The sequence below is a fragment of the Methylobacterium sp. 2A genome, from assembly GCF_009806555.1.
Taxonomy (GTDB): domain Bacteria; phylum Pseudomonadota; class Alphaproteobacteria; order Rhizobiales; family Beijerinckiaceae; genus Methylobacterium.
The window spans coordinates 21030-44023 of the sequence record NZ_VUOK01000034.1; the positions used below are offsets into that span (position 1 = coordinate 21030).

Sequence of the window (22994 nt, forward strand, 5' to 3'; positions counted from 1 at the left end):
GGCGAGAACATCGCCGCTTGCCATCTCGGGGGCGCGGGAGAAACCAGCCAACGCTCGACCGCCCCACGGGTTTCGCTGGGGTGTGATGTGCCGGCCACGGTTCCGCCCGCTTCATCGCCGATCGAACGGCGTGCGGTTTCACGAGGACACGATGCTCGTCGATCATCAGCGGCACCGGCGGGACGACACACAGCATGCGGTGCCGCCGGGCGCCTACGGGCCGGATTCCTACCGCCCAAGGGACTCGGCACTCCGGCGCTTCCTCGGCGGCTCGCCGGCCGGCGTGTTCCTGCGCCTCCTGTTCCTGTCGATCCTGGTCGGCGCCTTCATGTCGATGCTCGGCCTGACGCCGGGGCGCCTGTTCTGGCACCTCTACGATTCGGCGCGGGCGCTGCTGGAGGTCGGCCTCGCCTCGCTGCACGATTTCGGCGGCTGGATCGTGGCCGGGGCGATCGTGGTCGTGCCGCTCTGGTTCATCGCCCGCCTCTTCGCCGTCTCGCGCTGACCGGCGGCCCGCAAGGATCGACGATACGGGTTCACGAATCGTTCGCGGCGGCTAAGGTCGCGGCATGACGCCCGTGACCACACGCCTGGACCGCCCGACGCATCGCCGCGTGTTGGCCCTCGCCCTGCCGATGACGCTCGCCAACGTCACGACGCCGATGCTCGGCTTCGTGGGCGCGGCGGTGATCGGCCGGCTGGGCGACGCGGCCCTGCTCGGCGCCGTCGCGCTCGGGGCGGTGATCTTCGACGCGATCTTCTGGTCCTTCGGCACCCTGCGCATGGCGACCGCCGGTCTCACCGCGCAGGCGGTCGGCGCCCGCGACGACCGGGAGGTCGACCGGATCCTGGCGCGGACCCTGGCGGCGGGCGCCCTGATCGGTGTCCTCCTCGTCGCCCTGCAGGAGCCGGTCGGCCAGATCGCCTTCGGGATCAGCGGGGCGAGCGACGCCGTGCGCGCCGGGCTCACGACCTATTTCCACATCCGCATCCTGTCCTCGCCCTTCGTGCTGGCGAATTACGGGGTGCTCGGCTCCGTCCTGGGCCGCGGCCGGACCGATCTCGGCCTGCTGCTCCAGGTGGCGATCAACCTGATCCATATCGGGCTCACCCTCGCCCTGGTCCTGGGATTCGGCTTGGCGTTGGCCGGGGCGGCGCTGGCGACCGTCTGCGCGGAGGCTTTGGGGCTCGGCCTCGGGCTGCTCGTCCTGGCGCGGCTGGGCTCAAGGCCCTTCCGGGTGAGCCTGCGCGACCTGCGTGACGCGGACGCCCTGCGCCGGACGCTGAGCGTCAATGTCGACGTGATCCTGCGGACGCTGGCGCTGATCACCGCGATCGTCCTGTTCTCGGCGCTCGGCGCCCGGCAGGGTGACGTGGTGCTGGCGGCCAATTCGGTGCTGTGGAATCTCTTCCTGATCGGCGGCTTCTTCCTCGACGGCTTCGCCACGGCGGCCGAGACCCTGTGCGGGCGCGCGGTGGGCGCCCGGGACGCGGACGCGTTCCGCACGGCCGCGTCCCTGAGCCTGCGCTGGTGCCTGGGCTTCGGGCTCGGGGTCAGCCTGCTGGCCTTCGCGGGCGGTCACGTGTTCATCGATTTCGTCACGACGAACGGGCCCGTACGCGAGGCTGCGCGGGCCTATCTTGTCCTGGCCGCGCTGGCGCCGCTCGCGGCCGCCGCGCCGTTCGCTTATGACGGGATCTATATCGGCGCGACCTGGACGCGGGCGATGCGCAACCTGATGCTCTGCGCGCTGGCGGTCTATGTCGCTGCGCTCGCGGGGGTGCAGGTTTTTGGTCTCGGCAATGCCGGTCTATGGCTCGCCTTCGTGGTGTTTCTGGGCGCAAGGGGCATCGGCCAAGCGATCGCGTATCCGGCGCTCGCCCGCGCGACCTTCACGGCCGCTGCTCCACCGTCGCTTCGGACGGCGGCCTGACGCGCCGGTCGCGGCTCAGGCCGACCTCCTCGCCCCCTCTCAGTGCGGGTCCTTCCAGGTGGTGGCGACGGGGGCAGCCGCCTGCGCCGTCGCGGGACGGGCCGCTGGGGCGGCCTCCCGTGGCACTGTGGCCTCGGCCCGGCGCGGGAGGGGTCGGCGGGCGGCCGCGTATCCGAAGCGGCGCCCATGCCGCACGCGGCGGTGCCGCCGTTCCGTCGAGTTGCCGACGAAGCCGCCGACCACGGCCCCCGCCACCGCGCCGATCGGGCCGCCGACCAGCGCCCCCGCGACGGCGCCGGAGCCGACCCCGAGCGTCGTCCGGCTCTGCGCCTGCGCTGATCCGGACGCGGCGAGCGCGCCGACCAGGGCGAGGGCGACCAGAACTTTGCGCATGTCGAAAACTCACAGTCCGAGACTTCAATTCGGTCTGCCTTTAATCGCCGGAACATGACCAAACCGCGGCTCCCACGCACGAAGATTACGGTCGGTATCAAACCGCGCCGGAACTCACCGAACCGCACCTTTCGGGTGTGGCATGCCTTGCCGCGTGCTTTAGGGTGCGCCGCAACGAGGAGGGGCCGCCCGGCGGCCGCACGAGGGAGAAGCCCATGGCCCTGACGACCGACCTGCGCCTGCGCCGGAGCGTGCTCTACATGCCCGGCTCGAATCAGCGGGCGCTCGACAAGGCGAAGACGCTCCCGGTCGACAGCATCATCCTCGATCTGGAGGATGCGGTCGGTCCCGAGGAGAAGGAGATCGCCCGCGCGCAGGTCTGCGCCGCGGTCAAGGGCGGCGAATACGGCAGCCGGGAACTGGTGATCCGCGTGAACGCCCCGCAGACGCCCTGGGGCGAGGCGGATCTCCACGCCGCCATCGAGGCCAAGCCCGACGCGATCCTGATGCCCAAGGTGTCGTCGCCTGCCGTGCTGGAAAGCATCGCCGACCGGCTCGAATCCCTCGACGCGCCGGAGGGCATCGCGATCTGGGCGATGATCGAGACACCGGCCTCGATCCTGAACATCCAGGACATCGCCCGGGCCAAGCGTGATCCGCGCAACCGCCTGACCTGTCTGGTGCTCGGCACCAACGACCTCGCCAAGGATACCTGGGCGAAGATCGTGCCGGGTCGCGTGCCGATGCTGCCGTGGATGATGATGGCGCTGGCCGCAGCCCGGGCCGAGGGCCTCGCGATTCTCGACGGGGTCTACAACGACATCGCCGACACGGAAGGGTGCCGCGAGGAGTGCCGGCAGGCCCGCGACCTGGGCTTCGACGGCAAGACCCTGATCCACCCGACGCAGTTGGAGCCCGCCAACACCTCGTTCGCGCCGACCGAGGAGGAGGTGCGCCGGGCCAAGCTGGTGATCGAGGCGTTCGAGCGGCCGGAATATGCCAAGCGCGGCGCGATCAAGCTGGAGGGCCGGCTCTACGAGCGCCAGCATCTCGGGGTGAACCGCCGGGCGGTCACCTGGGCGGAGGCCATCAAGGCCAAGGGGTTCTGAGGCGAGGGGCGATTGCAGAGGGCGGGCGCCTCTCCGGCCCCACGATGCCGCGGGCTGCACGATTTGAGGGTTCGGCCGGCAGGCCTGGCGGCACGAAAGGGCGCGTTTCCCCTCTCTCGCGCGGGCTTGTGGATTCACATATCGGGTTTGGAACCGCCGCGCGGTCGCCAAGTGAGGCGGCCCGGATGGCTCTTGCGCCCTCCCTTCCTCCTCTGCGGGGGAGGGAGGGGCGCAGAACCGCTCTCGCCTCTCCGAGGGCGAGGTGCGCATCCGTTAGCACGCGAAGGGAGAGGGCGAGTCGAGCGGGCTGGAAGCCAATTCCTCACGAACCGATCGCCGCAAACCGCGTCCGCTGCGTCCGCGCGTCCCGGGCCGTGACGGCGATGTGGCCCAGTTCCTCAAGCCCCGCCAATGCCCGCAACACGAGCGCGTGCTCCACCCCGAAGGTTCGCGCAAAGGCGCGGCTGTCACCCGGCAAGCCGACCTCCAACGATGCCAGAAGGCCCGCCTCCAGGGGCGGCAGTTCCGGATGGACGGCCGCGACCCGGTCGAGGGCCGCGACGAAGGCCGCCTCCTCGGGCGCCTCGCTCACGCCGCCGCGCGGGCCTGAAGGGTCACCAGCACCGATTTGGAGGTCGGCGTGTCGCTCCTGTCACCGAAGGTCGAGAGCGGCACGAGCACGTTCAGCTCCGGGTAGTAGCCCGCGAGGGCGCCACGGGGCATGTCGAAAGGCACGAGGCGGAAATCCTCGGCCCGGCGAGAGATGCCGTCCGCGTGCGTGCCGACGATGTCCACGCGCTCGCCGATCCGGTCGCGGATCTCTGCGAGATCGTCCGGATGGGCGAAGATCACGCGGCGCTCGCCGTAGACACCGCGATAGCGGTCGTCCAACCCGTAGATCGTCGTGTTGTACTGGTCGTGGCTGCGGAAGGTCTGCAGCACGAACGTGTCGTTCGTCTTCCGGGCGGCCTGATGCTCGGTCTCGTCCGGCAGGGCATCGGCGGAAAAGTTGGCGCGGCCCGTATCGGTCTCGAACACCCGCTCGGCGGCGAGGTTGCGGAGATAGAAGCCGCGCGGCTTGCGGACCCTGGTATTGTAGTCTTCAAACCCGGGGATCGTTGCGGCGATCGCGTCGCGGATCCGATCGTAATCGGCCGCGAACCCCGCCCAGTCGATCTTCGAGGAGCCGACCGTCGCTTCCGCCATCCCCGCGATGATCGCGATCTCCGAACGCAATTCCGGGGAGGCCGGCTTGTTGATGCCGCCGGAGCCGTGGACCATGCTCATCGAATCCTCGACAGTCACGATCTGGACCTTGCCCTCGGCGTTCCGGTCGATCTCCGTACGGCCGAGGCAGGGCAGCAGGTAGCTGACCGTGCCGGGCACGAGATGGGCGTGGTTGAGCTTGGTGGCGATGTAAACGGTGAGCCGGCACGAGGCCAGCGCACGCGCCACCACCGGGGTGTCGGGCGTCGCCCGCAGGAAGTTGCCGCCGAGCCCGATGAAGGCCTTGGCGGTGCCGTCGCGCAGGGCGCGGATCGCCGCCAGCACGTTGTGGCCGTGCCCGCGCGGCGCCGTGATGCCGAAATGCCGATCCAGCGCGTCGAGGAAGTCCGCGCCGGGGTGCTCGTTGATGCCGACCGTGCGGTCGCCCTGCACATTGGAATGGCCGCGCACCGGGCACAGGCCCGCACCGGGCCGGCCGATATGGCCGCGCAGGAACATGACGTTGGCGATCTCGCGGATCGTCGCCACCGAGTGCCGGTGCTGGGTCACGCCCATGGCCCAGGCGACGATCACCCGCTGCGCCCCGAGATAGACGTCCGCCAGCTCGGTGATCTGGTCCATCGTGAGGCCCGACTGGTCGAGGATCGCCTCCCAGGAGGTCGCCTCGACGGCGGCGCGATAGGCGTCGAGCCCGGCCGTGTGATGTTCGAGGAAGGCGCGGTCGAGGAGCGAGGGCTGGCCGGCCGCGAGCGCCTCGGCGTCGCGGGCGAACACGATCTTGGCGATACCCCGGAAGGCCGCCATGTCGCCGCCCGCACGGGGCTGCAGGTAGTGGCTGGCGATCGGGCGGCTCGCGCCGCGCAGCATCTCGACGGTGTTCTGCGGGTCGGCGAAGCGCTCGAGCCCGCGCTCGCGCACCGGGTTCAGCACCACGACCTCGGCCCCGCGCTCGGCCGCCCGGCGCAGGTCGCCGAGCATGCGCGGGTGGTTGGTGCCGGGATTCTGGCCGACGCAGAAGATTGCGTCCGCCTTCTCGAAATCCTCCAGCAGCACCGTGCCCTTGCCGACGCCGATCGCATCGATGAGGGCGACGCCGCTCGCCTCGTGGCACATGTTCGAGCAATCGGGGAAGTTGTTGGTCCCGTAGGCCCGGGCGAACAACTGGTAGATGTAGGCGGCCTCGTTCGAGGCGCGGCCCGAGGTATAGAATTCGGCCTGATCCGGATGGTCGAGCGCGCGGAGTTCCGCGCCGATCTCCGCGAAGGCTTCCTCCCAGCTCACCGGAAGGTAGCGGTCGCTCTCCGCGTCGTAGCGCATCGGATGCGTCAGGCGGCCCTCGCCCTCCAGGGCGTAGTCGCTCCAGGTCCGCAACTCGGTCAGGGTATGCTTCGCGAAGAACGATGGCGGCGTGCGCTTGTCGGTCGCCTCCCAGGAGACGGCCTTCACGCCGTTCTCGCAGAACTCGAAGGACGAGCCATGCTCCGGATCGCCCCAGGCGCAGCCCGGGCAGTCGAACCCGTCGGGCTGGTTCGCCTTCAGCAGGGCGCGGGCACCGGTGAGCGGCGCGCGGCTCCCGAGCAAATGCCGGCCGCAGCTCTTCAGAGCACCCCAGCCGCCGGCCGCGGACGAACGCTTGGAAGCCCCTTCGGACTGAGCCATGGATCGCTCCTGAACTGATAGACGCGAGCAATCTCGCGAGTGCGAGATAAGCGTCTCCGAACAGGCCTCACAATGGCGTATCCGTGCAGGCCCCTCATGCACGGGACACAGGCTAAGCTGGCACTCGGCAAAGTTTTTCCAAAGAACAGCCAAATGGATTTATGTTGCGCGGGCGAGGTCTTCCGCATCGCGGCCGATCATTGCGTCCAGTCGCGTCACGCCGGCCCGATCCATCCGCTCCAGCAGGCCCGCCTTGATGCGTGGAACGAGTCCGGGTCCGTCATACACGAGGGCCGAGTAGAGCTGGACGAGGCTCGCCCCGGCCAGGATCTTGGTCCAGGCGGCCTCGGCCGAGTCGACGCCGCCGACGCCGATCAGCGGAAGGTCCCCCCCGAGGCGCAGCCGCGCCTGCGCCAGCATCCGGGTCGCGGGTCCGAACAGCGGCCGGCCGGAGAGGCCGCCGGTCTCGCGGGCGAGGCCCTGCTCGACGAGGCTCGCCGGCCGCGCCACCGTGGTGTTCGAGACGACGAGCGCCTGCACGCCCCGCCGCCGGGCCGTGGCGCAGACGGCGTCGAGGGCATCGAGCGCCATGTCGGGGGCGATCTTCAGCAGGATCGCCGCCCCGGCGCCGGCCGCATCTCGCGCCTCGACCGTGCGGGCGAGCAGCTCGTCCAGGAAGGCTTCGCCCTGGAGGTCGCGCAGGCCAGGCGTGTTCGGCGAGGAGACGTTGACGGTCACGAAATCCACGAGCGGCGCCAGGGTGGATGTGCAGATTGCGTAATCGGCGAGCCGATCGGCCGAATCCTTGTTGGCCCCGATATTGACGCCGACGATGCCGGGCCGGCCCGCCCGGGCCCGCAACCGGGCCGCCACCACCGTCAGCCCCTCGCTGTTCAGGCCGTAGCGGTTGATCACCGCCCGGTCGGCGGCGAGGCGGAACACCCGCGGCTGCGGATTGCCGGGCTGAGGCTGCGGCACGACGCCGCCGACCTCCACGAAGCCGAAGCCGAGGCCGAGCAGCGCGTCCGGCACGCGCGCACCCTTGTCGAAGCCGGCCGCCAGACCGACCGGGTTTGGGAAAAGGCGCCCCAGGAGATCGACCACCAGACGCGGATCGTCGTCGGCCGGCCGCGCAGCCGGCATGAGCGCGAGGGCGCGCAGGGTCAGGTCGTGCGCGCGCTCCGCGTCGAGGCGGTGGAGCAGCGGCCGCACCAGCGGGAAGGCGGCGCCGATCATGCCGGCAGGAGCCCGGCCGGGAAGACGTGGTGGCCATCCGCGCCGAGCGGCAGGGCGCCCACGGAGGTCACGGCGTCGAGGGACAGCGGGCCGTAGAGATGTGGGAACAGATCGCCGCCCCGGGAGGGCTCGTAGCGCAGGGCGTCGCCGAGGGCGTCCGCATCGACGGCGATCAGGAGCAGGTCGTCCTGCCCGGCGAAATGGCGGGCCGCCGTCTCGGCCGCCTGCGCCGCGGTGGAGAAGTGGATGAAGCCGTCCTGTCGGTCGATCGGCGCCCCCGTGAACCGCCCCGCCGCCTCGGCCTCGCGCCACAGGGCGCGCGGACAGATCTTGTAGATGAGCGCCATCGAAACTCCCCGAACCGCCGCGTGGATAGAGATGCCGCCGGCCTGCGGCAACACCGGCACGCCGCGCAATTGGAGGAGCGATTGCAATCTGCGGTCGGTAGTTCTACTTTCCTACGCTTAGGTGGCGCGTCACAGAGCAGCATCCGGGCTGGGCGTTCAACGCCCGACCGTACAAGGTCTGATGTTTCCGTGCGTAACCGCCGGGTGTCGACCCTGCCCGGCGGGATCACGTGTCCGTGCACCCGAGACTGCCAGCCCTCGGCTGGTGGGCCGGGTGCCGGCCCGGTCAGGGTCAAGTCTTCGAGCCCGCCATGCTGTCGCACGAGCAGATCTGGAACGCCATCGACCGGCTCGCCGAACGCCACGGCTACTCGGCCTCGGGGCTCGCGCGCCGCGCCGGGCTCGACGCGACGAGCTTCAACCGATCCAAGCGCGTGGGCGCCGACGGGCGCAAGCGCTGGCCCTCGACGGAATCGGTCTCGAAGGTGCTGGCCGCCACGGGCTCCACCCTCGACGAATTTTTGCGGCTGATCGAGGCCCGGGAGATCCCGGCCCGCACCATGGTCCCGCTGATCGGCCTGACCCAGGCCGGAGCCGGCCGCCTGTTCACCGACGAGGGCATGCCCACCGGCGGCGCCGGCTGGGAGGAGATCGAGTTTCCGGATCTCGGCGAGGAGCGGGCCTTCGCGCTGGAGATCCAGGGCGATTCGATGATGCCCCTGTTCCGCGACGGCGATGTCCTGATCGTCTCGCCCACCGCCAGCGTGCGCAAGGGCGACCGGGTCGTGGTCCGCCTGCACGGGGGCGAGGTTCTCGCCAAGGAACTGAAGCGGCGCACGGCCCGCACCGTGGAGCTCGCCTCGCTGAACCCGGAGCACGAGGATCGGGTCCTCAATCTCGGCGAGGTCGCCTGGATGGCCCGGGTGATGTGGGTGCGGCAGTAGACATTCCGGCTTCATCGGGGACCGCGATCGCAACCTGCGGCTTGGCCGCGGCGGCGTTCGCCGCTATCGCTGACCCGTCGCGGTCCTTCCGCATCCGCTGAGCGCAGACGCAGCATGGCGCAGCCCGGGACGGATACTGACGCGGAGGGGCTGACTCAAGAGGCCCGCGCACTCCTCGACGCCCTGCCTACGCCAAGCCTCCTGCTCGACGCGGAGGGCCGGATCCGCCACGCCAATCCCGCCCTCGAACGCCTGACCGGACACCCGGCGGAGGCGCTGATCCAGACGGGTTTCGACCTCATCCGGCAGCCTCATACGGAAACACCCGATCCCGCCCGCGCGGGCCCGCAGGAATTTCCGGCGGCGCAGGCGGACGGGACGAGCTTCTGGGCCTGCCTGACCACGGCGCCGCTGCCCGGCACGCCCTTCCGCGTTGGACAGCTCCTCGACGTCACGAAGCGCCGCGAGACGGAGGGCGCGCTCGCCCTGTCCCGCCAGCGCGAGGCGCTGGGGCTGCTCACCAACAGCGTCGCCCACGAGTTCAACAACTTCCTCCAGATCCTGATCGGCTACATCGACGGCCTGAAGCGCCGGCTCGGCGACCGGCAGGAGCCGTTCATCCAGCGGGCGATCTCCCGCTCGGCCGACGCCACCGAGCGGGCCGCCATCCTGACGCGCCAGCTCCTGGCCTATTCCCGCCGCATCGCCCCGGAGGTGCGGGCGGTCGATCTCAACGCCATCGTGGCGGATCTGGCCGAGCGCATCGCGCCCGACCTGCCGTCCGGGATCCGGCTGATCGTGACGCCCGCCGAGGGCCTGAAGCGGGCGATCAGCAACCCGACGCAGATCGAGTTCGCCGTGCGCCACCTCGTCGCGAATGCCTGCGAGGCGATGCCGTCCGGCGGCACGCTGTCGCTCTCGACTTTCCGGGTCGATCCGGGCGACCGGGCGATGCAGCAGCCGGGGGAGGGCAGCGTCGGCATCCTCGTGGCCGATACCGGCCATGGCATGTCGCCCGAGATGCTGGCCCGGGCGCTGGCGCCGTTTCAGACCAGCCGCGAGGCCGGGCGCGGGGCGGGACTCGCCATCGTCCACGGCCTGATGAAGCGGCAGAACGGGACCATCACCCTCGACAGCCGGACCGGGGAGGGAACCGAGGTGCGGCTGTCGTTCCCGGCGGCCCCGGACCGGGTGCTGCATTAAGCCTGCGCGCAAGCGTGGCGGCCAGGACTAAAACCCGCGCTGGACCGTTCCCATATTGTTGCCGGCGCTCCGCGCCGTTCGGTTCTCGTCCCTAGGGGCCTGTTTATGGTGACTCAGATTTCGCGCCGCCGGCGTGTGGCCGCCCTCCTGGCGCTCGCCACCGCGCTGACCGTCGCGGCGCCCGTCGTGGAGGCCCGTCCGGGCGGCGGCGGCTCCATGGGCTCGCGCGGCTCGCGCACCTACACCGCCCCCTCGGCCACGCCGACCGCACCGGGCGGCGGCATGACGATGCAGCGCTCGCAGACCGCGCCGTCCCCCGGCATGGGCAGCCCCGGCATGCAGGCGCCCGCCCAGGGTCGCCGGTTCGGCGGCGGCTTCTTCGCGGGCCTGCTCGGCGCCGGCCTGATCGGCGCGCTGCTCGGCGGCGGTTTCTTCGGCGGCCTCGCCTCGATGATCGGCCTGCTGTTCCAGGTCGGGCTGGTCGTGTTCGTGGTGATGCTGGCCCTGCGCTTCTTCCGCCGCCGGAACGAGCCGGCCGGTGCGGGCGCGCCCTACGCGCGCTCGTCCCTCGACGGCCAGCAGGGCCCGGCCGGTCCGATGGGCGGCCCGGGTGCCGGCATGTTCGGCGGCCAGCGCCCGCCGCAGACCCGCCCGGTACAGATCGGCCCGAACGACTATCAGGCGTTCGAGCGCCTGCTCGGCGACATCCAGGAGGCCTATTCCCGCGAGGATCGCGTGACCCTGGGCAACCTCTCGACGCCCGAAATGGTCAGCTACTTCGACGAGGAGTTGCGCAACAACGCGTCCCGCGGCGTGGTGAACAGGATCTCGGACGTGAAGCTGCTGCAGGGCGACCTCGCCGAGGCCTGGGCCGAGGACCGCACCGAATACGCCACGGTGGCGATGCGCTACGCCCTCAAGGACGTGATGGTGGAGCGCGCCAGCGGCCGGATCGTGCAGACCGACGCGTCGGAGGCCACCGAGCTGTGGACCTTCCAGCGCCAGCCCGGCCGCGGCTGGGTCCTGTCGGCGATCCAGCAGACCCGCTGACCGCAACGCGCCCCGGCTATGGAGCCGGGGTGCTTCCTCCTCCAGACCCGGTTTTCCAACCCACCCCCTCATCCTGAGGTGCCGGAGCACAGCTGAGGCCTCGAAGGAGGGTTCCAGAAGGCGCTGCGATCCCTGGAGGCCTCCTTCAAGGCGGCTCCGCCGCACCTCAGGATGAGGTAGACGGTTGGAAAGCCAATCGAGAATCGGTTCTTACACCGGCATCGTCACCGCGATGCCGGTTTTTTGTTCATGTCCCACAGATTGGCCAGCTCCACGAATCCCGCCACCGGGATCTCTTCGGCCCGCGCCGTTTCGGCGAGACCCGCGGCTTCCAGCAGGCGGACAGGCTCCGGCGTCAGCGCCTTGAGGCTCTGGCGCAGCATCTTGCGGCGCTGGCCGAAAGCCGCGCGGGTCACCGTCCCCAGGGCGCCGGCCCGGCAGGGCAGGGGCGCGGCCCGCGGCACCAGCCGGACCACGCTCGATGTGACCTTGGGCGGCGGCACGAAGGCCGAGGGGCTGACGTCGAACAGGATCTCGGCCTCGGTGCGCCAGCCGCACAGCACGCCGAGCCGGCCGTAATCGGCCCGCTCATCGGGACCGGCGACGATGCGCTCGGCCACCTCGCGCTGGAACATCAGAACGGCCTGATCCCACCAGGGCGGCCACGCCTCGCCGTCGAGCCAGCCGGTGAGCAGCGCCGTGCCGACATTGTAAGGCAGGTTGGCGACGATCCGGGCCGGGCCGGAGCCGATCAGCGGCCGCGGATCGAAGGCCAGCGCATCGGCGTCCACAACCTCCAGGCGCCCGGGATAATGGGCGGCGATCTCGGCGAGGGCCGGCAGGGCGCGGGGATCGCGCTCAATCGCCACGACACGGGCGGCACCCTCGGCCAGCAGCGCCCGGGTCAGGCCGCCGGGTCCCGGTCCGACCTCCACCACCGTCACGCCGTCGAGCGGCCCGGCGGCGCGGGCGATCCGGCCGGTGAGGTTGAGATCGTACAAAAAGTTCTGGCCGAGCGCCTTGCGGGGCTCCAGACCGTGCCGGGCGACGACCTCGCGGAGCGGGGGCAGACCGTCCCCGGCGCTCACAGCTCGTCCTCGGGGTCGAAGTGCCGGGCGCCCGCGGGCCGGGGCCGTCCGGCATAGACGCTGAACGGAATAACCTCGCCCCCGCCCTGTGCCTCCGCACGGTCGGCCACGTTGGCGGCGAGCCGGGCCGCGAGGCGCAGGGCCGCCCCAAGGCTGTCGGGCCTCGCAACGCCCTGTCCGGCGATGTCGAAGGCGGTCCCGTGATCGGGCGAGGTGCGCACGAACGGCAGCCCCAGGGTGACGTTGACGCCGTCGTCGAACGCGATGGTCTTGATCGGGATCAGGGCCTGATCGTGGGTCGGCGCCAGGGCGACGTCGTAGGTCGCGCGGGCGCGGGCGTGGAACAGGGTGTCGGCCGGGAGCGGTCCGCGGATGTCGATACCGGCGGCGCGCAGGCGTGCCACCGCGGGGGCGAGCACGTCGCGATCCTCGTGGCCGATCGTGCCCGCCTCGCCCGCATGGGGGTTCAGACCCGCGAGCACGAGGCGGGGCTCGGGCAGGCCGAATTTTTCCCTCAGGTCCCGGGCGACGATGGTGGCGGTCTCTTCGACCAGCTCCTGCGTCAGAAGCTGCGGCACATCCTTGAGGGGCACGTGGATCGTCACCGGGACGACCGACAGCCCCTCGCTCCAGATCATCATCACCGGCCGCGGCGGCGTGCGGCCGGGGGGCACCGCCAGGGCGGCCAGGAACTCGGTGTGGCCGGGATGGGCGAAGCCGGTCCGGGTCAGCACGAACTTGGCGATCGGGTTGGTGACCACCGCGCTGGCGCGGCCGGCCTTCACGAACCCGACCGCGGCCGTGATCGACTCGATCGTCGCGCCGGCATTCGCGGTGTCCGGTACGCCGGGTTCGGCGGAGACGCGGGCGCCGCTCGGCAGCGGCACCACCGGCAGCGCGCGGGGAAACACCTCTGCGGCGGTCTCGGGATCGACCTCGGCCACCGGAACGAGGCGGTCCAGCCGGTGCGCGAGGCGCTCGATGAAGGCCGGATCGCCCACCAGGAAGAAGGGCGGCAGCGGATCCCCGCCGCCGCGCCCGAGCCAGGCGCTGAGCGCCAATTCCGGACCAATCCCGGCAGGGTCTCCGAGGGTGAGGGCAAGCGGCGGCATGAAGCGTCTATAGCGCCGGCCGGGCGCGGGCGCATCCGCGCCGCTGCCCTGCGCTCACCGCACCGACGCGATGCCGTCCGCCGTGGTGGCCGTGCCGACGTTCTGACGCAGGTCCGCTTCGCCCAGCGTCTTCAGCTCGACCCGGAGCAGCACCGTCTGGTTGCGCTCGCGCACGCCCGTCGCGGTGGCGATCGGCGAATTGATGTAGTTCAGCGAGACCGTGGTGCACTCGTCCTGATAGCCGCCGCCGAAGCTCGCCCCCGAGAGGTAGAACCGGCCCGGGTTCTGATAGATCGGCACCGTGCCCACCGGGTTCGCCAGGTAGCTGGTCAGCGCATCCTGATAGGTGTTGCGCACGTCGAGGAAGTGCGTGAGGTCGACCAGCAGCGAGCCCGTCACGAACCAGTTCGGCGTGATGTTGTAGGTCGCGGTGGCGGTGATGCCCTCGCGGTAGTGGCTGTAGCCCAGTAGCGGCTGCGCCTCGTAGTAGGAGTAGAAGGCCGAGAGCGTCAGCGGCAGGAAGGGGGCGAACCGGGCCGTCGCGCCCGTCTCCAGGCGGGCGACGTGGAAGTCGGACTGGTTGAACCGCGCCCGCGTGATGAAGGTGATGTTCTGGTTCGGCGAGACCTGGAACCGGCCGACGAAATCCGAGCGCCGCGTCTCCAGGCCGGAATCGAGGCCGACATCCGCGATGTCGCCGCGGCGGAACGAGTTCACGCCCGCGAGCTGGATCGACTCGCCGAACAGCACGTTCGCGTACCAGCCCGACGGCGTTACCACGGAGTACTGGCCGCCGAGATTGGTGCGCACGCCGCCCTCGACGCGGTCGTAGCCCGAGAACTTGTCCCACTCGAACAGCGACGTGTCGTCGAAGACGAGGCTCTGCGCATCCTCGTTGGGCAGGCGCCCGATCCGTGTCTCGGAGGGGCGCGCGATGATCTGGCCGATCGGCTCCAGGGTGTGGACGCCGAGCGCGCCGAAATTGGCGACGAACGGGTAGCGGTAGTCGAGGCCGATCGCCGGCATCACCCGACCGGCCAGGCCCTGATCGACATGGGCGATCTGCGGGACGAGGTCGTTCTGGTAGCCCGAGAAGCTCGTGCTGTGGAAGAACGCGTCGGTGCGCAGATACGCGAAGGGCGTGAACTTCTGGCCCATGTCGTCGATGAAGCTGCGCCGCCAGGACAGCTCCGCGGAGGCGCGGGTGTTGTTGCCGGCGAGCCCCTGGATCGCGCAGGTGCCACGCTGGAACACCGTGCAGGTCTGGTAGAGTGGGAAGCTGACGCCGTTGACGCTCGGCGAGAACAGGTAGCTCGCGGTGCGTGGCAGGCCCTGGAACTGCGTCGTATCGCGGTTCAGGCTGGTGATGTTGGCCTGGAAGCGCACCTCGCCGCCGATCTCGGCGGGGCCGTTGATGCGCTTGTCGTAATCGATCACCGGCGCGACGATCGGCTGCTGCTTCTGCCAGTCGAAGCTCGACAGGCCCTTGAAGTAATAGGCCCGCGCCTCGAACCACGAGCGGTCGCCCTGGCCGATCAGATAGGCGGTGGAGGTCGCCTCACGGAAATAATCCGTGGTGATGTTCTGGTTGCGGATCCGGTAATTGTCGAGGAACCACTTGTCGGTGACGCCGACGAGGTCCCAGCCGGTCCGCCAGCGCGGGTTGATGTAGAACCGGCCTTCGGATTCGACCGAGCCGCGGAAGTCGCGCTCGCCCGCGCCGAGCGGGCTCGGCAGGAAGGCCGAGGGCGTGGTCTGGGAGATGCCGGACAGGCGCAGGTTGTAGAAGCCGTTGTCGATCCGCTGACGGAACTCGCCCTGCGCCAGCAGGCCCTGGCGGCTCAGCACGGTCGGCGTCAGGGTCAGGTCGTAGTTCGGCGCGAGGTCCACGAAGTAGGGGAGCGACACGCCGGTGCCGAGCGCGGTCGTGCTGACGAAGCGCGGCGTCAGGAAGCCGGTCTTGCGCTTCACCGTGGGGTCGGGCGCCTCGAAATACGGCAGGTAGGCCACCGGGATCCCGGCGAGCTCAAGCGTCGAGTCGTCGAAATAGACCGTGTGGGTCTGGCTATCGTGGATGATCTTCTTCGCCTTGATCTGCCAGAGCGGCGGCGTCTCGGGGTGGTCCTTGCAGGGCTCGCAGGCGGTGTAGCTGCCGGACTCGAAGCTCGTCTGCTCGCCGTTCAGGCGCTCGGCCCGGGGCGCCGAGAAGCGGGTGCGCACGGTCTCGAACTTGCGCTGCACGGTCTGCTGGCCGCGGAAGGCGTCGACGAAACCGGTCTTGAAGTCGTCGGTGAGCTCCATGCGCTCGCCGGTCACGACACCGCCATCGGCCTCGGTCAGGCGGACATTGCCCTCGGCGAAGACGCGGCCGGTGTTCCGGTCGTAGCGCACGCGGTCGGCCTGCAGCGTCCGGGGGCCGTAATGCAGCTCGGCATTGCCGCGCGCGGTCACGGTGCTGTGGTCGTTGTCGTAGATCAGCTCGTCGGCCTCGACGAGCAGCTTGTCGCCCGGCTTGCCGGCCCGGAGTTCGGGCAGGCCCTGGGCATGCGCCGCCAGCCCACCCGCCAGCGGCGCGGCAAGCGCCAGCACGGCCAGGAGGCCCGCCTTCCGCAGGATGTCGGCGACCTTACGCAACGCGTGTCCCAACCCCTGTGACGTTGACCGTCACCAACTCCACCACCCGTCTCCCTGCCCGCGAGGGTTCGCAGGCGTCAGCCGTCTTCCTGGTACAGAAGCGTGAGCGTACCGAGAAGACTGCCTACCACGGCGGGGAACCAGGCCGCCACCGGTGCGGCCACGAGTCCGGACGCTCCGAGCCCCTCCATGACCTGGCGGATCACGTAGAGGGCGAAGCCGGCCGCGACCCCACCGAGGACGAGTTTGCCGACGCCACCAAAGCGGAAGAACCGTAAGGAAACGGTTGCGGCGACGATCACCATCGCAACGAAGAGGAGCGGTCTCGCCCACAGGATATCGTACTGGAGGCGGTATCGGGTGGCGTCCAACCCGGCCCGCTCGGTCCGCGCGATCGTTGTGGGAAGTTGCCAGAAAGGCACAGATTCCGGGGGCGTGAAGCGCTGCCGGACCTGCCCGGGGTCGAGGTTCGAGGCGATCAGGTAGGTGTCGAACGACTCAGGCGGTGCGTCCGGTGTGAGAACGCGCACATCGGAGAGTTCCCAGTAGCCGTCGTGGAGCGTGGCGCGGGCGGCGACCAGCTGGTCCACGAACTTGCCCGCGTCGTCGAAGGCGAAGACCGAGACGCCCGAGAGGGTCGTGGTCCCCTCGATCGCGGTCTCGGCGCGCAGGATCGCCTCGCCGTCGATGCCCTTCTGGCGGATCCAGAGGTCCTTGCCGGAGCTGGCCTTGGTGGCCTTGGCGAAGATCTTGGCCTCGATCTCGGTCGAGCGCTGCTTCAGCAGCGCCGAGACCGGGTTGTAGACCCCGACCGCCAGGGCGCCCAGCGCCAGGGCCACGAAGATCCCGGGCTGCAGGAACTGCCAGGCCGAGATGCCGGCCGCGCGGGCCACCACCAGCTCCAGCTTGCGCGAGAGCTGGAGCAGGGTCGCCATCGAGCCGAACAGCACCGCGAAGGGCAGTACGCCCTCCGCCACCGCGGGGGTGCGATAGAGCGAGAGCTGCGCCATCAGCCCTGTGGAGGCCCCCTGGCTCTCGCCGGCGCGGCGCAGCAGCTCCACGAAGTCCAGGGTGTAGACCAGCGCGAAGACGGTGACGAAGACGCCCAGCACCGTGCGGGCGAAGCGGGCGGCGAAGTACCGCCCCAGGGTCGGTCCGATGAACATGGCCGCGTCAGGCCGCCGGGGCGAGGCGACGGCCGGGCAGGAGGCTCCGCAGCCCCCGCGCCACGGCGCCGTTGAAGGCCCGCACCTTCGGCCCCCAGAAGATCAGCAGGCAGGACAGTCCGATGGCCAGAAGCGGCACGCCGTAGACCGCCGCCACCGCGGCCTGGCTGCGCGCGGCCGCGCTCACCGCCGCGAAGCCCGCGATGCGCAGGGCCACCACGGCGAGGATCGCCCCCGCGACGGCGAGCCCGCGCCCCTGGCGGGTGGTGCGGGGGTCGCCCAAAGCCGCGAAGGCGATGAAGGCGAGCGCCAGCGGGTACAGGCAGGCGGAGAGCCGGTCGTGCAATTCGGCCCGGAAGCGGCCCTTCTGCAACTTGTAGTAGCCCTCGCTCGTATCGGGGAACAGGAGCTGCGTCGTCGAGCGCTCGCGCGGCTTGTAGATCGTGTCGGAATCCGGTGGCGCGAAGGCTGCGAGGTCGATCGTGTAGCGCTCGAAGGTCAGGATCGAGGAATCCCGGGAGTCCTTCTGCTGCTGGTGGACGCTGCCGTTCTCCAGGATCAGGTAGCTCTGCCCGTCGATATCGACGGCGTTGCCCCGGTCGGCGAGGTAGACCTTGGTCTTGCCGGCCTCCCGCCGGTCCTGGATGAACAGGCCCTTGAGGGTGCCGCCCGGTCCGCGCTCGCGGAAATGGAAGGTGATGCCGTTGTCGAGCTGAGTGAACTGCCCCTCCTTGACGACATTGGCGATGAAGTCGCCGCGCACCCGGGTGATGACGTCGCGCAGCTCCTGGAAGCTCGCCGGCATCACCACCACCACGAGGAACCCCACCAGAAAGCTGACGATCACCGCGAGCCTGCGGAACGGGCGCAGCAAGGCCCGCGGCGGCATGCCGGCCGCCGACATCACGATCAGCTCGGAATCGCCGTTGAGCTTGTTGAGGGCGTAGATCGTCCCGATGAACAGGGCCACCGGGGCGATCACCACGATCAGGGTCGGCAGCGACAATCCCGTGACGAACAGGAAGACGAGCAGCGTCTGCCCCTTCGCGGTCACGAGGTCGAGTTCGCGCAGGGCCTGCGTCAGCCAGATGGTGCCGGTCAGCCCGATCAGACACGCCAGGGTGGCGCCGAGGGCGATCCGGAAGATGTAGCGCTCGATCTGCCTCATCGGCCCGGCAGTCCCGCCCGTCCCGTCATGCCCCCGGCGGGGCAGGGACCCGACAAAAGGGGCGATTCCAGGGCTGTCGCGCCGCGTTGCGTTCTCCGCCTCAGCGGCTACACAGGGCGGATGGCCTGCGCGGCGCGCGGCCTTCGATGTGCGGCTCCGGACAAGCGGGCAGGGCAACGGGTATGGCGGACGGTATCGAGATCGGTTTCGGTCCCCTGGAGACGAGCGGGCAGGGCCCCGGTGGATCCGGCGATCTCGTGGTCTTCACGGGCGACGATCTCGCCCTCGGATCGGCGGCCCGGGACATCCTCGGCGCCTCCGGGGCGGAGCTGGTGGCCCGGGCGGCCGCGTCGGAAAAATTCAAGGGCCGGTCGCTCAGCGCCCTGAGCCTCCCGGCGCCCGCCGGCGTCGCGGCGGACCGCCTCGTCGTGGTGGGCCTCGGCTCCGACAAGGACCGCGCCAAGATCGACTGGCCGGCGCTCGGCGGCTTCACGGCCAGCAAGGTCTCGGGCCGCACGGCCCGGGTGGTGCTCGATTGGCCGGGAGCGGTCGTGTCCGCCCGGGAGGCCGGCGAGTTCGCCCTGGGCGCGCGTCTGCGCAGCTACAGCTTCGACCGCTACAAGACCAAGAAGAAGCCCGACGCCGAGGACAAGGCCGGCACGGCGCTGACCCTGCTGCTCCCCGACCATGCCGCGGCCTCCCGCGAGGGGGAGGCCGCCCGCACGCTCGCCGACAGCGTGATCCTGGCGCGCAACCTCGTGAACGAGCCGCCGAACGTGCTCTTCCCCGCGGAATTCGCCAAGCGCGCCTCGGAACTCAGCAAGCTCGGCGTCGAGATCGAGGTGCTGGAGCCGGCGCGGATGCGCGAGCTCGGCATGGGCGCGCTGCTCGCCGTGGCGCAGGGCTCGGTCCGTGAGCCGCGGGTCGTGATCATGCGCTGGAACGGCGGCCCCGCGGGCGAGGCGCCGGTGGCGCTGATCGGCAAGGGCGTGATCTTCGATTCGGGGGGCATCTCCATCAAGCCGGGCGGCGGCATGGAGGACATGAAGGGCGACATGGGCGGCGCGGCCGCCGTGGTCGGGGCGCTCCACGCCCTCGCCTCGCGCAAGGCGCGCTGCAACGTGGTCGGCGCCATCGGCATCGTCGAGAACATGCCGGATGGCGGCGCCTACCGCCCCTCCGACATCGTGACCTCGCTGTCGGGCCAGACGATCGAGGTGATCAACACCGACGCCGAGGGCCGCCTCGTGCTGGCCGACGTGATCACCCACGTGATCCGCAGCTTCAAGCCCAAGGCGATGGTGGACCTCGCCACGCTCACCGGCGCGATCATCGTGGCGCTCGGCCAGGACATCGCCGGGATGTTCTCGAACGACGACACGCTGGCCGGCCACATCCACGCGGCCGGCGAGGCCACGGGCGAGAAGGTCTGGCGGATGCCGCTGATCCCGGCCTACGACAAGGCGATCGACTCCAAGTTCGCCGACATGAAGAACACCGGCGGCCGCCATGGCGGCGCGGCGACGGCGGCCTCGTTCATCAAGCGCTACGTCGAGGAGGTGCCGTGGGCGCATCTCGATATCGCGGGCGTGGCGATGTCGTCGAATGCGAGCGAGATCAACCGCAGCTGGGGCGCCGGCTGGGGCGTGCGCCTCCTCGACCGGCTGATCCGGGACCATTACGAGGCAAAGTAGGGGCAGGCGCCCTGGGCATGTCGGCGCGCGGGGCTGGCCTGCGGTCGGGGCGTTTCCGGCTTGAAGGCGGGAGCAGCCGAGGCCGCTTCTTTCCCTACCCCTCGGCGGAGGAGGGCGGCCGCCGAAGGGGGTCGGGGAAGGGGAACCCGGCGTCCGGAGAGGGCGCAACTTTCATGAAGGCCACAGCCTCGTTCCGTACCGTCGCTCCCCTATCCCGCCTCCTGCTGATGCAGAGGGCACCCATTGGACCACCCTTCCCCGCCGAGGGGGCAGGGAGGGCGCGTAGCAGATCCGATCTGCCGATCCTTGACGGTAGAGCATCGCGGGCTGGGCCGGCATCGGGCCGGTGCGCCCGATGAAGCGCCCGCAGCACGCGCGTACACCCACTGCTTCTGCGCGGGAATGGCGCCGCCCGCCCCGCGGCGCCGCGATTCCGATTCTGGCCATGCTGCTCGCCTTGGGCCTCGTCGCGGCTACCGGCCTCAGCCAGCGCTCGGCCCTGCCGGAGGCCGTCGAGCCCTTCGTCTACGGCTATTTCGCCAGGCGCTACCCCCTCTTCGCCTTCGCCCTCGTCTACGGGGTTGCCCATCTCGCCCGCGTGGCCGCCGGGCCGGGGCCGGCCTCCGTGCCACGCCGCATCGCGTTCGGCCTCTCCGGCGCAGTCATCCTGCTCCTGGCCGGGCTCTATCCGACCTTCGGCGGCGTGATCCTGCGCGCGGGCTTCGCCACCGGCGGGATGGCGTTCCTGACCCACCAGCCGCTGTGGCTCGCCTATGCGCTCGGCGCCGGCGTGGCGGCCGCCCTGTTCGGCGGCATCCTCGGCTTGTTCGTCGTCCTGGCGCGTCGTCTGAAGCGGCCGCGGCTCAGGCGGTTCGGCGCGGGGGCGCTCGCCTTCCTGGCCCTCTGGTTCGGTGCGGCCGTGATCGGCCTGTCCGGTTCTCTCGGGCTCGGCCCCTGGCCGCACCGGGCGCTTTACGCCGACGAAGCCGGCCTCGCCGCCCTCCTGCTCCTCGTCGCGGCCCTGCCGCATGCCGTCCTGACGACATTCCGCCAGCTTCGTCCGATCCCCGCGGATGCGCCGCCTTGCGGCACGCGCACCGTTCCCGCACAGTCGGACCGTCCTGCATTGAGGGACCCGGCCGTCGAGAGTCGGGCCCGGGGGAGGTGACCCGATGGATCAGGCGAACGTGATCGACCACGGCGCGCGACCGGTTCCGTCCGAACGGCAGCCGGATCCGCTGAACAACCAAGCCGCGGCGCATCCATGGCTGGCCTCGTATCCGCCGGGCGTGCCCGCCGAGATCGATGTGGCGCGCCTCGGCACCCTGGTCGACCTGTTCGAGACCAGCGCGACCGCCTTTGCCGGCCGGCCGGCGATCCTGTGCTTCGGCTCGACCATGACCTACGCAACCCTGAGCCAGCAGGCGCGCGACCTCGCGGCCTGGCTCCAGGCGGAGGGGCTGGCCAAGGGCGACCGGGTCGCCGTCATGCTGCCGAACGTGCCGGCCTACGCGGTGGCGATCTTCGGCGTCCTGCTGGCGGGCGGGACGATCGTGAACACCAACCCGCTCTATACCCCCCGGGAACTCACGCACCAGCTCAACGATTCCGGGGCGCGGATCCTGATCGTCCTGGAGAATTTCGGCCCGACGGTCGCGGGAGCGCTGCCGGACATCGCCCTGGACCGCGTCGTCCTGGTCGGACCCGGCGACGGGCTCGGCCTGAAGGGGCGCGTGATCAATCTCGCCAGCCGGCACGTGCGCAAGGCGGTTCCGCCGTTCCGGCTGCCAGAGGGCCTCGCGGTGCCGTTCGCCGCCGCGCTGAACCGGGGCCGCGCGCTGCCGCGCGCCAGGGCCAAGGTCGATCCGGAAGATCTCGCCTTCCTGCAATATACGGGCGGCACCACCGGCATCGCGAAGGCCGCCATGCTGAGCCACCGCAACATCATGGCGAATGTCGAGCAGGCGCAGCTCTGGTTCGGCTCGAAGGATCCGAGCGTCGCGCGCTGCTGCGTCACGGCCCTGCCACTCTACCACATCTTCGCGCTCACCGCGTGCTTCTTCCAGTTCATGCGCAGCGGCGGTTCCTGCCTCCTGATCCCCAATCCGCGCGACTGCGACGGCATGGTCAAGACGCTCAGCCGAACGCCCTTCACCCACCTGATGGGCGTGAACACGCTGTTCAACGTGCTGATCAACCACCCGAAGATCGGGACGGTCGATTTCTCGAAGCTCGACTTCGTGGTCGGCGGCGGCACGGCGGTGCAGCGGGCGGTGGCCGAGCGCTGGAAGGCGCTCACCGGCAACACGATCATCGAAGGCTACGGCCTGTCGGAGACCTCGCCTGTCGTCTGCGTCAACCCGCGGGGGATACGGGAGTTTTCCGGTACGATCGGCTTCCCGCTGCCCTCGACCGAGGTCTCGATCCGCGACGCTTCCGGCGAGCCGGTCCCGGCCGGCGAGCCGGGGGAGATCTGCGTGCGCGGCCCCCAGGTGATGCGCGGCTACTGGAACCGGCCGGACGAGACCGCCCGCGCCATGACGGCGGACGGCTTCTTCCGCACCGGCGACATCGCGATCCGGCTGCCGGACGGCCAGTTCAAGATCGTCGACCGGATGAAGGACATGATCCTCGTCTCCGGCTTCAACGTCTACCCGAACGAGGTCGAGGACGTGCTCGCCGCCCATCCCGGCGTGCTCGAATGCGCGGTGGTCGGCGCGCCCAGTCCGGAGACCGGCGAGATGGTGGTGGCGCATGTGGTCCGGAAGGACCCGTCGCTCACGCCCGACACCCTGCGCGCCTACGCGCGCACGCAGCTCACCGGCTACAAGGTGCCCCGGAACGTGGTCTTCCACGAGACGCTGCCCAAGACCAATGTCGGCAAGGTGCTCCGGCGGATGCTGCGCGACGAGATGCCGGAGGCCTGATCCCGGCCCGCGACGCCGGGACGCGTAACCGCCCGGCCGGTCTCGCCGAAAGGTGAGGCTGCGGCGCTTGCAGCCCCGTCGGCCTTGGCCGATCTGTGAGGTG

Annotated in this window: 19 protein-coding genes; 9 read left to right on the plus strand and 10 right to left on the minus strand. The window is 70.5% G+C overall.

Annotated features, from left to right (window positions below; translation table 11 throughout):
- Positions 1 to 151: 151 nt before the first annotated feature.
- Together FVE89_RS16315 and FVE89_RS16320 are read left to right on the plus strand one after the other, a co-directional pair.
- The gene (locus tag FVE89_RS16315) at positions 152 to 505 is read left to right on the plus strand and encodes a DUF6460 domain-containing protein (RefSeq protein WP_160535005.1); all 354 of its coding nucleotides are present in this window, start codon (positions 152 to 154) and stop codon (positions 503 to 505) included.
- Between the two features lie 130 nt (positions 506 to 635).
- Complete coding sequence (locus tag FVE89_RS16320; RefSeq protein ID WP_246730927.1) at positions 636 to 1934, plus strand: MATE family efflux transporter; 1299 nt, start codon at positions 636 to 638, stop codon at positions 1932 to 1934.
- A gap of 39 nt (positions 1935 to 1973) precedes the next feature.
- On the opposite strand, the gene FVE89_RS16325 is transcribed toward FVE89_RS16320, so the two are convergent.
- Positions 1974 to 2327 carry a hypothetical protein gene (locus tag FVE89_RS16325; RefSeq protein WP_160535007.1) on the minus strand — a complete coding sequence of 118 codons (354 nt, stop codon included), beginning with the start codon at positions 2325 to 2327 and terminating at the stop codon, positions 1974 to 1976.
- A 215-nt stretch (positions 2328 to 2542) separates the two neighbouring features.
- Here FVE89_RS16325 and FVE89_RS16330 point away from each other — a divergent pair, with 215 nt between their 5' ends.
- Positions 2543 to 3436 (plus strand): CoA ester lyase, encoded by an 894-nt coding sequence (locus FVE89_RS16330; protein ID WP_160535008.1) that lies wholly within the window; start codon positions 2543 to 2545, stop codon positions 3434 to 3436.
- A 322-nt stretch (positions 3437 to 3758) separates the two neighbouring features.
- Here FVE89_RS16330 and FVE89_RS16335 read toward each other — a convergent pair whose 3' ends face one another.
- The 4 genes from FVE89_RS16335 to FVE89_RS16350 form a co-directional block, all read right to left on the minus strand.
- Positions 3759 to 4028 (minus strand): hypothetical protein, encoded by a 270-nt coding sequence (locus FVE89_RS16335; RefSeq protein WP_160535009.1) that lies wholly within the window; start codon positions 4026 to 4028, stop codon positions 3759 to 3761.
- On the minus strand, positions 4025 to 6322 hold the full coding sequence (locus FVE89_RS16340; protein ID WP_160535010.1) for an FdhF/YdeP family oxidoreductase: 2298 nt from the start codon (positions 6320 to 6322) through the stop codon (positions 4025 to 4027). The genes FVE89_RS16335 and FVE89_RS16340 overlap by 4 nt, the downstream gene beginning before the upstream one ends.
- Positions 6323 to 6481: 159 nt before the next feature.
- A complete protein-coding gene (locus FVE89_RS16345) occupies positions 6482 to 7558 on the minus strand; it encodes a quinone-dependent dihydroorotate dehydrogenase (protein ID WP_160535011.1) in 1077 nt (358 codons plus the stop codon).
- On the minus strand, positions 7555 to 7905 hold the full coding sequence (locus FVE89_RS16350; protein ID WP_160535012.1) for a DUF952 domain-containing protein: 351 nt from the start codon (positions 7903 to 7905) through the stop codon (positions 7555 to 7557). The genes FVE89_RS16345 and FVE89_RS16350 overlap by 4 nt, the downstream gene beginning before the upstream one ends.
- A 311-nt stretch (positions 7906 to 8216) precedes the next feature.
- Between FVE89_RS16350 and FVE89_RS16355 the strand changes: the two genes are divergently transcribed.
- The 3 genes from FVE89_RS16355 (at position 8217) to FVE89_RS16365 (ending at position 11102) form a co-directional block, all read left to right on the plus strand.
- Positions 8217 to 8849 carry a helix-turn-helix transcriptional regulator gene (locus FVE89_RS16355; protein WP_160535013.1) on the plus strand — a complete coding sequence of 211 codons (633 nt, stop codon included), beginning with the start codon at positions 8217 to 8219 and terminating at the stop codon, positions 8847 to 8849.
- Between the two features lie 114 nt (positions 8850 to 8963).
- Complete coding sequence (locus FVE89_RS16360; protein ID WP_160535014.1) at positions 8964 to 10052, plus strand: ATP-binding protein; 1089 nt, start codon at positions 8964 to 8966, stop codon at positions 10050 to 10052.
- A gap of 105 nt (positions 10053 to 10157) precedes the next feature.
- Positions 10158 to 11102 (plus strand): TIM44-like domain-containing protein, encoded by a 945-nt coding sequence (locus FVE89_RS16365; RefSeq protein ID WP_160535015.1) that lies wholly within the window; start codon positions 10158 to 10160, stop codon positions 11100 to 11102.
- A 224-nt stretch (positions 11103 to 11326) separates the two neighbouring features.
- Here the strand turns inward: FVE89_RS16365 and rsmA are convergent, their stop codons facing one another.
- From rsmA to lptF, 5 genes are all read right to left on the minus strand, one after another.
- Entirely contained in the window at positions 11327 to 12190 is an 864-nt protein-coding gene (rsmA, locus tag FVE89_RS16370; RefSeq protein ID WP_160535016.1) for a 16S rRNA (adenine(1518)-N(6)/adenine(1519)-N(6))-dimethyltransferase RsmA, read from the minus strand.
- A complete protein-coding gene (pdxA, locus tag FVE89_RS16375) occupies positions 12187 to 13302 on the minus strand; it encodes a 4-hydroxythreonine-4-phosphate dehydrogenase PdxA (protein WP_160535017.1) in 1116 nt (371 codons plus the stop codon). The genes rsmA and pdxA overlap by 4 nt, the downstream gene beginning before the upstream one ends.
- A 54-nt stretch (positions 13303 to 13356) precedes the next feature.
- Positions 13357 to 15936 carry an LPS-assembly protein LptD gene (locus FVE89_RS16380; protein ID WP_160535018.1) on the minus strand — a complete coding sequence of 860 codons (2580 nt, stop codon included), beginning with the start codon at positions 15934 to 15936 and terminating at the stop codon, positions 13357 to 13359.
- A gap of 77 nt (positions 15937 to 16013) precedes the next feature.
- The gene (lptG, locus tag FVE89_RS16385; RefSeq protein ID WP_160535019.1) at positions 16014 to 17102 is read right to left on the minus strand and encodes an LPS export ABC transporter permease LptG; all 1089 of its coding nucleotides are present in this window, start codon (positions 17100 to 17102) and stop codon (positions 16014 to 16016) included.
- 7 nt (positions 17103 to 17109) lie between these two features.
- Positions 17110 to 18270, minus strand: coding sequence for an LPS export ABC transporter permease LptF (lptF, locus tag FVE89_RS16390; protein ID WP_160535020.1), 1161 nt, complete (start codon positions 18268 to 18270; stop codon positions 17110 to 17112).
- A 182-nt stretch (positions 18271 to 18452) separates the two neighbouring features.
- Between lptF and FVE89_RS16395 the strand changes: the two genes are divergently transcribed.
- From FVE89_RS16395 to FVE89_RS16405, 3 genes are all read left to right on the plus strand, one after another.
- On the plus strand, positions 18453 to 19964 hold the full coding sequence (locus FVE89_RS16395; RefSeq protein ID WP_160535021.1) for a leucyl aminopeptidase: 1512 nt from the start codon (positions 18453 to 18455) through the stop codon (positions 19962 to 19964).
- A gap of 445 nt (positions 19965 to 20409) precedes the next feature.
- Positions 20410 to 21132 carry a hypothetical protein gene (locus FVE89_RS16400; protein WP_246730886.1) on the plus strand — a complete coding sequence of 241 codons (723 nt, stop codon included), beginning with the start codon at positions 20410 to 20412 and terminating at the stop codon, positions 21130 to 21132.
- A gap of 4 nt (positions 21133 to 21136) precedes the next feature.
- Positions 21137 to 22891 carry an AMP-binding protein gene (locus tag FVE89_RS16405; RefSeq protein ID WP_160535022.1) on the plus strand — a complete coding sequence of 585 codons (1755 nt, stop codon included), beginning with the start codon at positions 21137 to 21139 and terminating at the stop codon, positions 22889 to 22891.
- Positions 22892 to 22994: the final 103 nt, after the last annotated feature.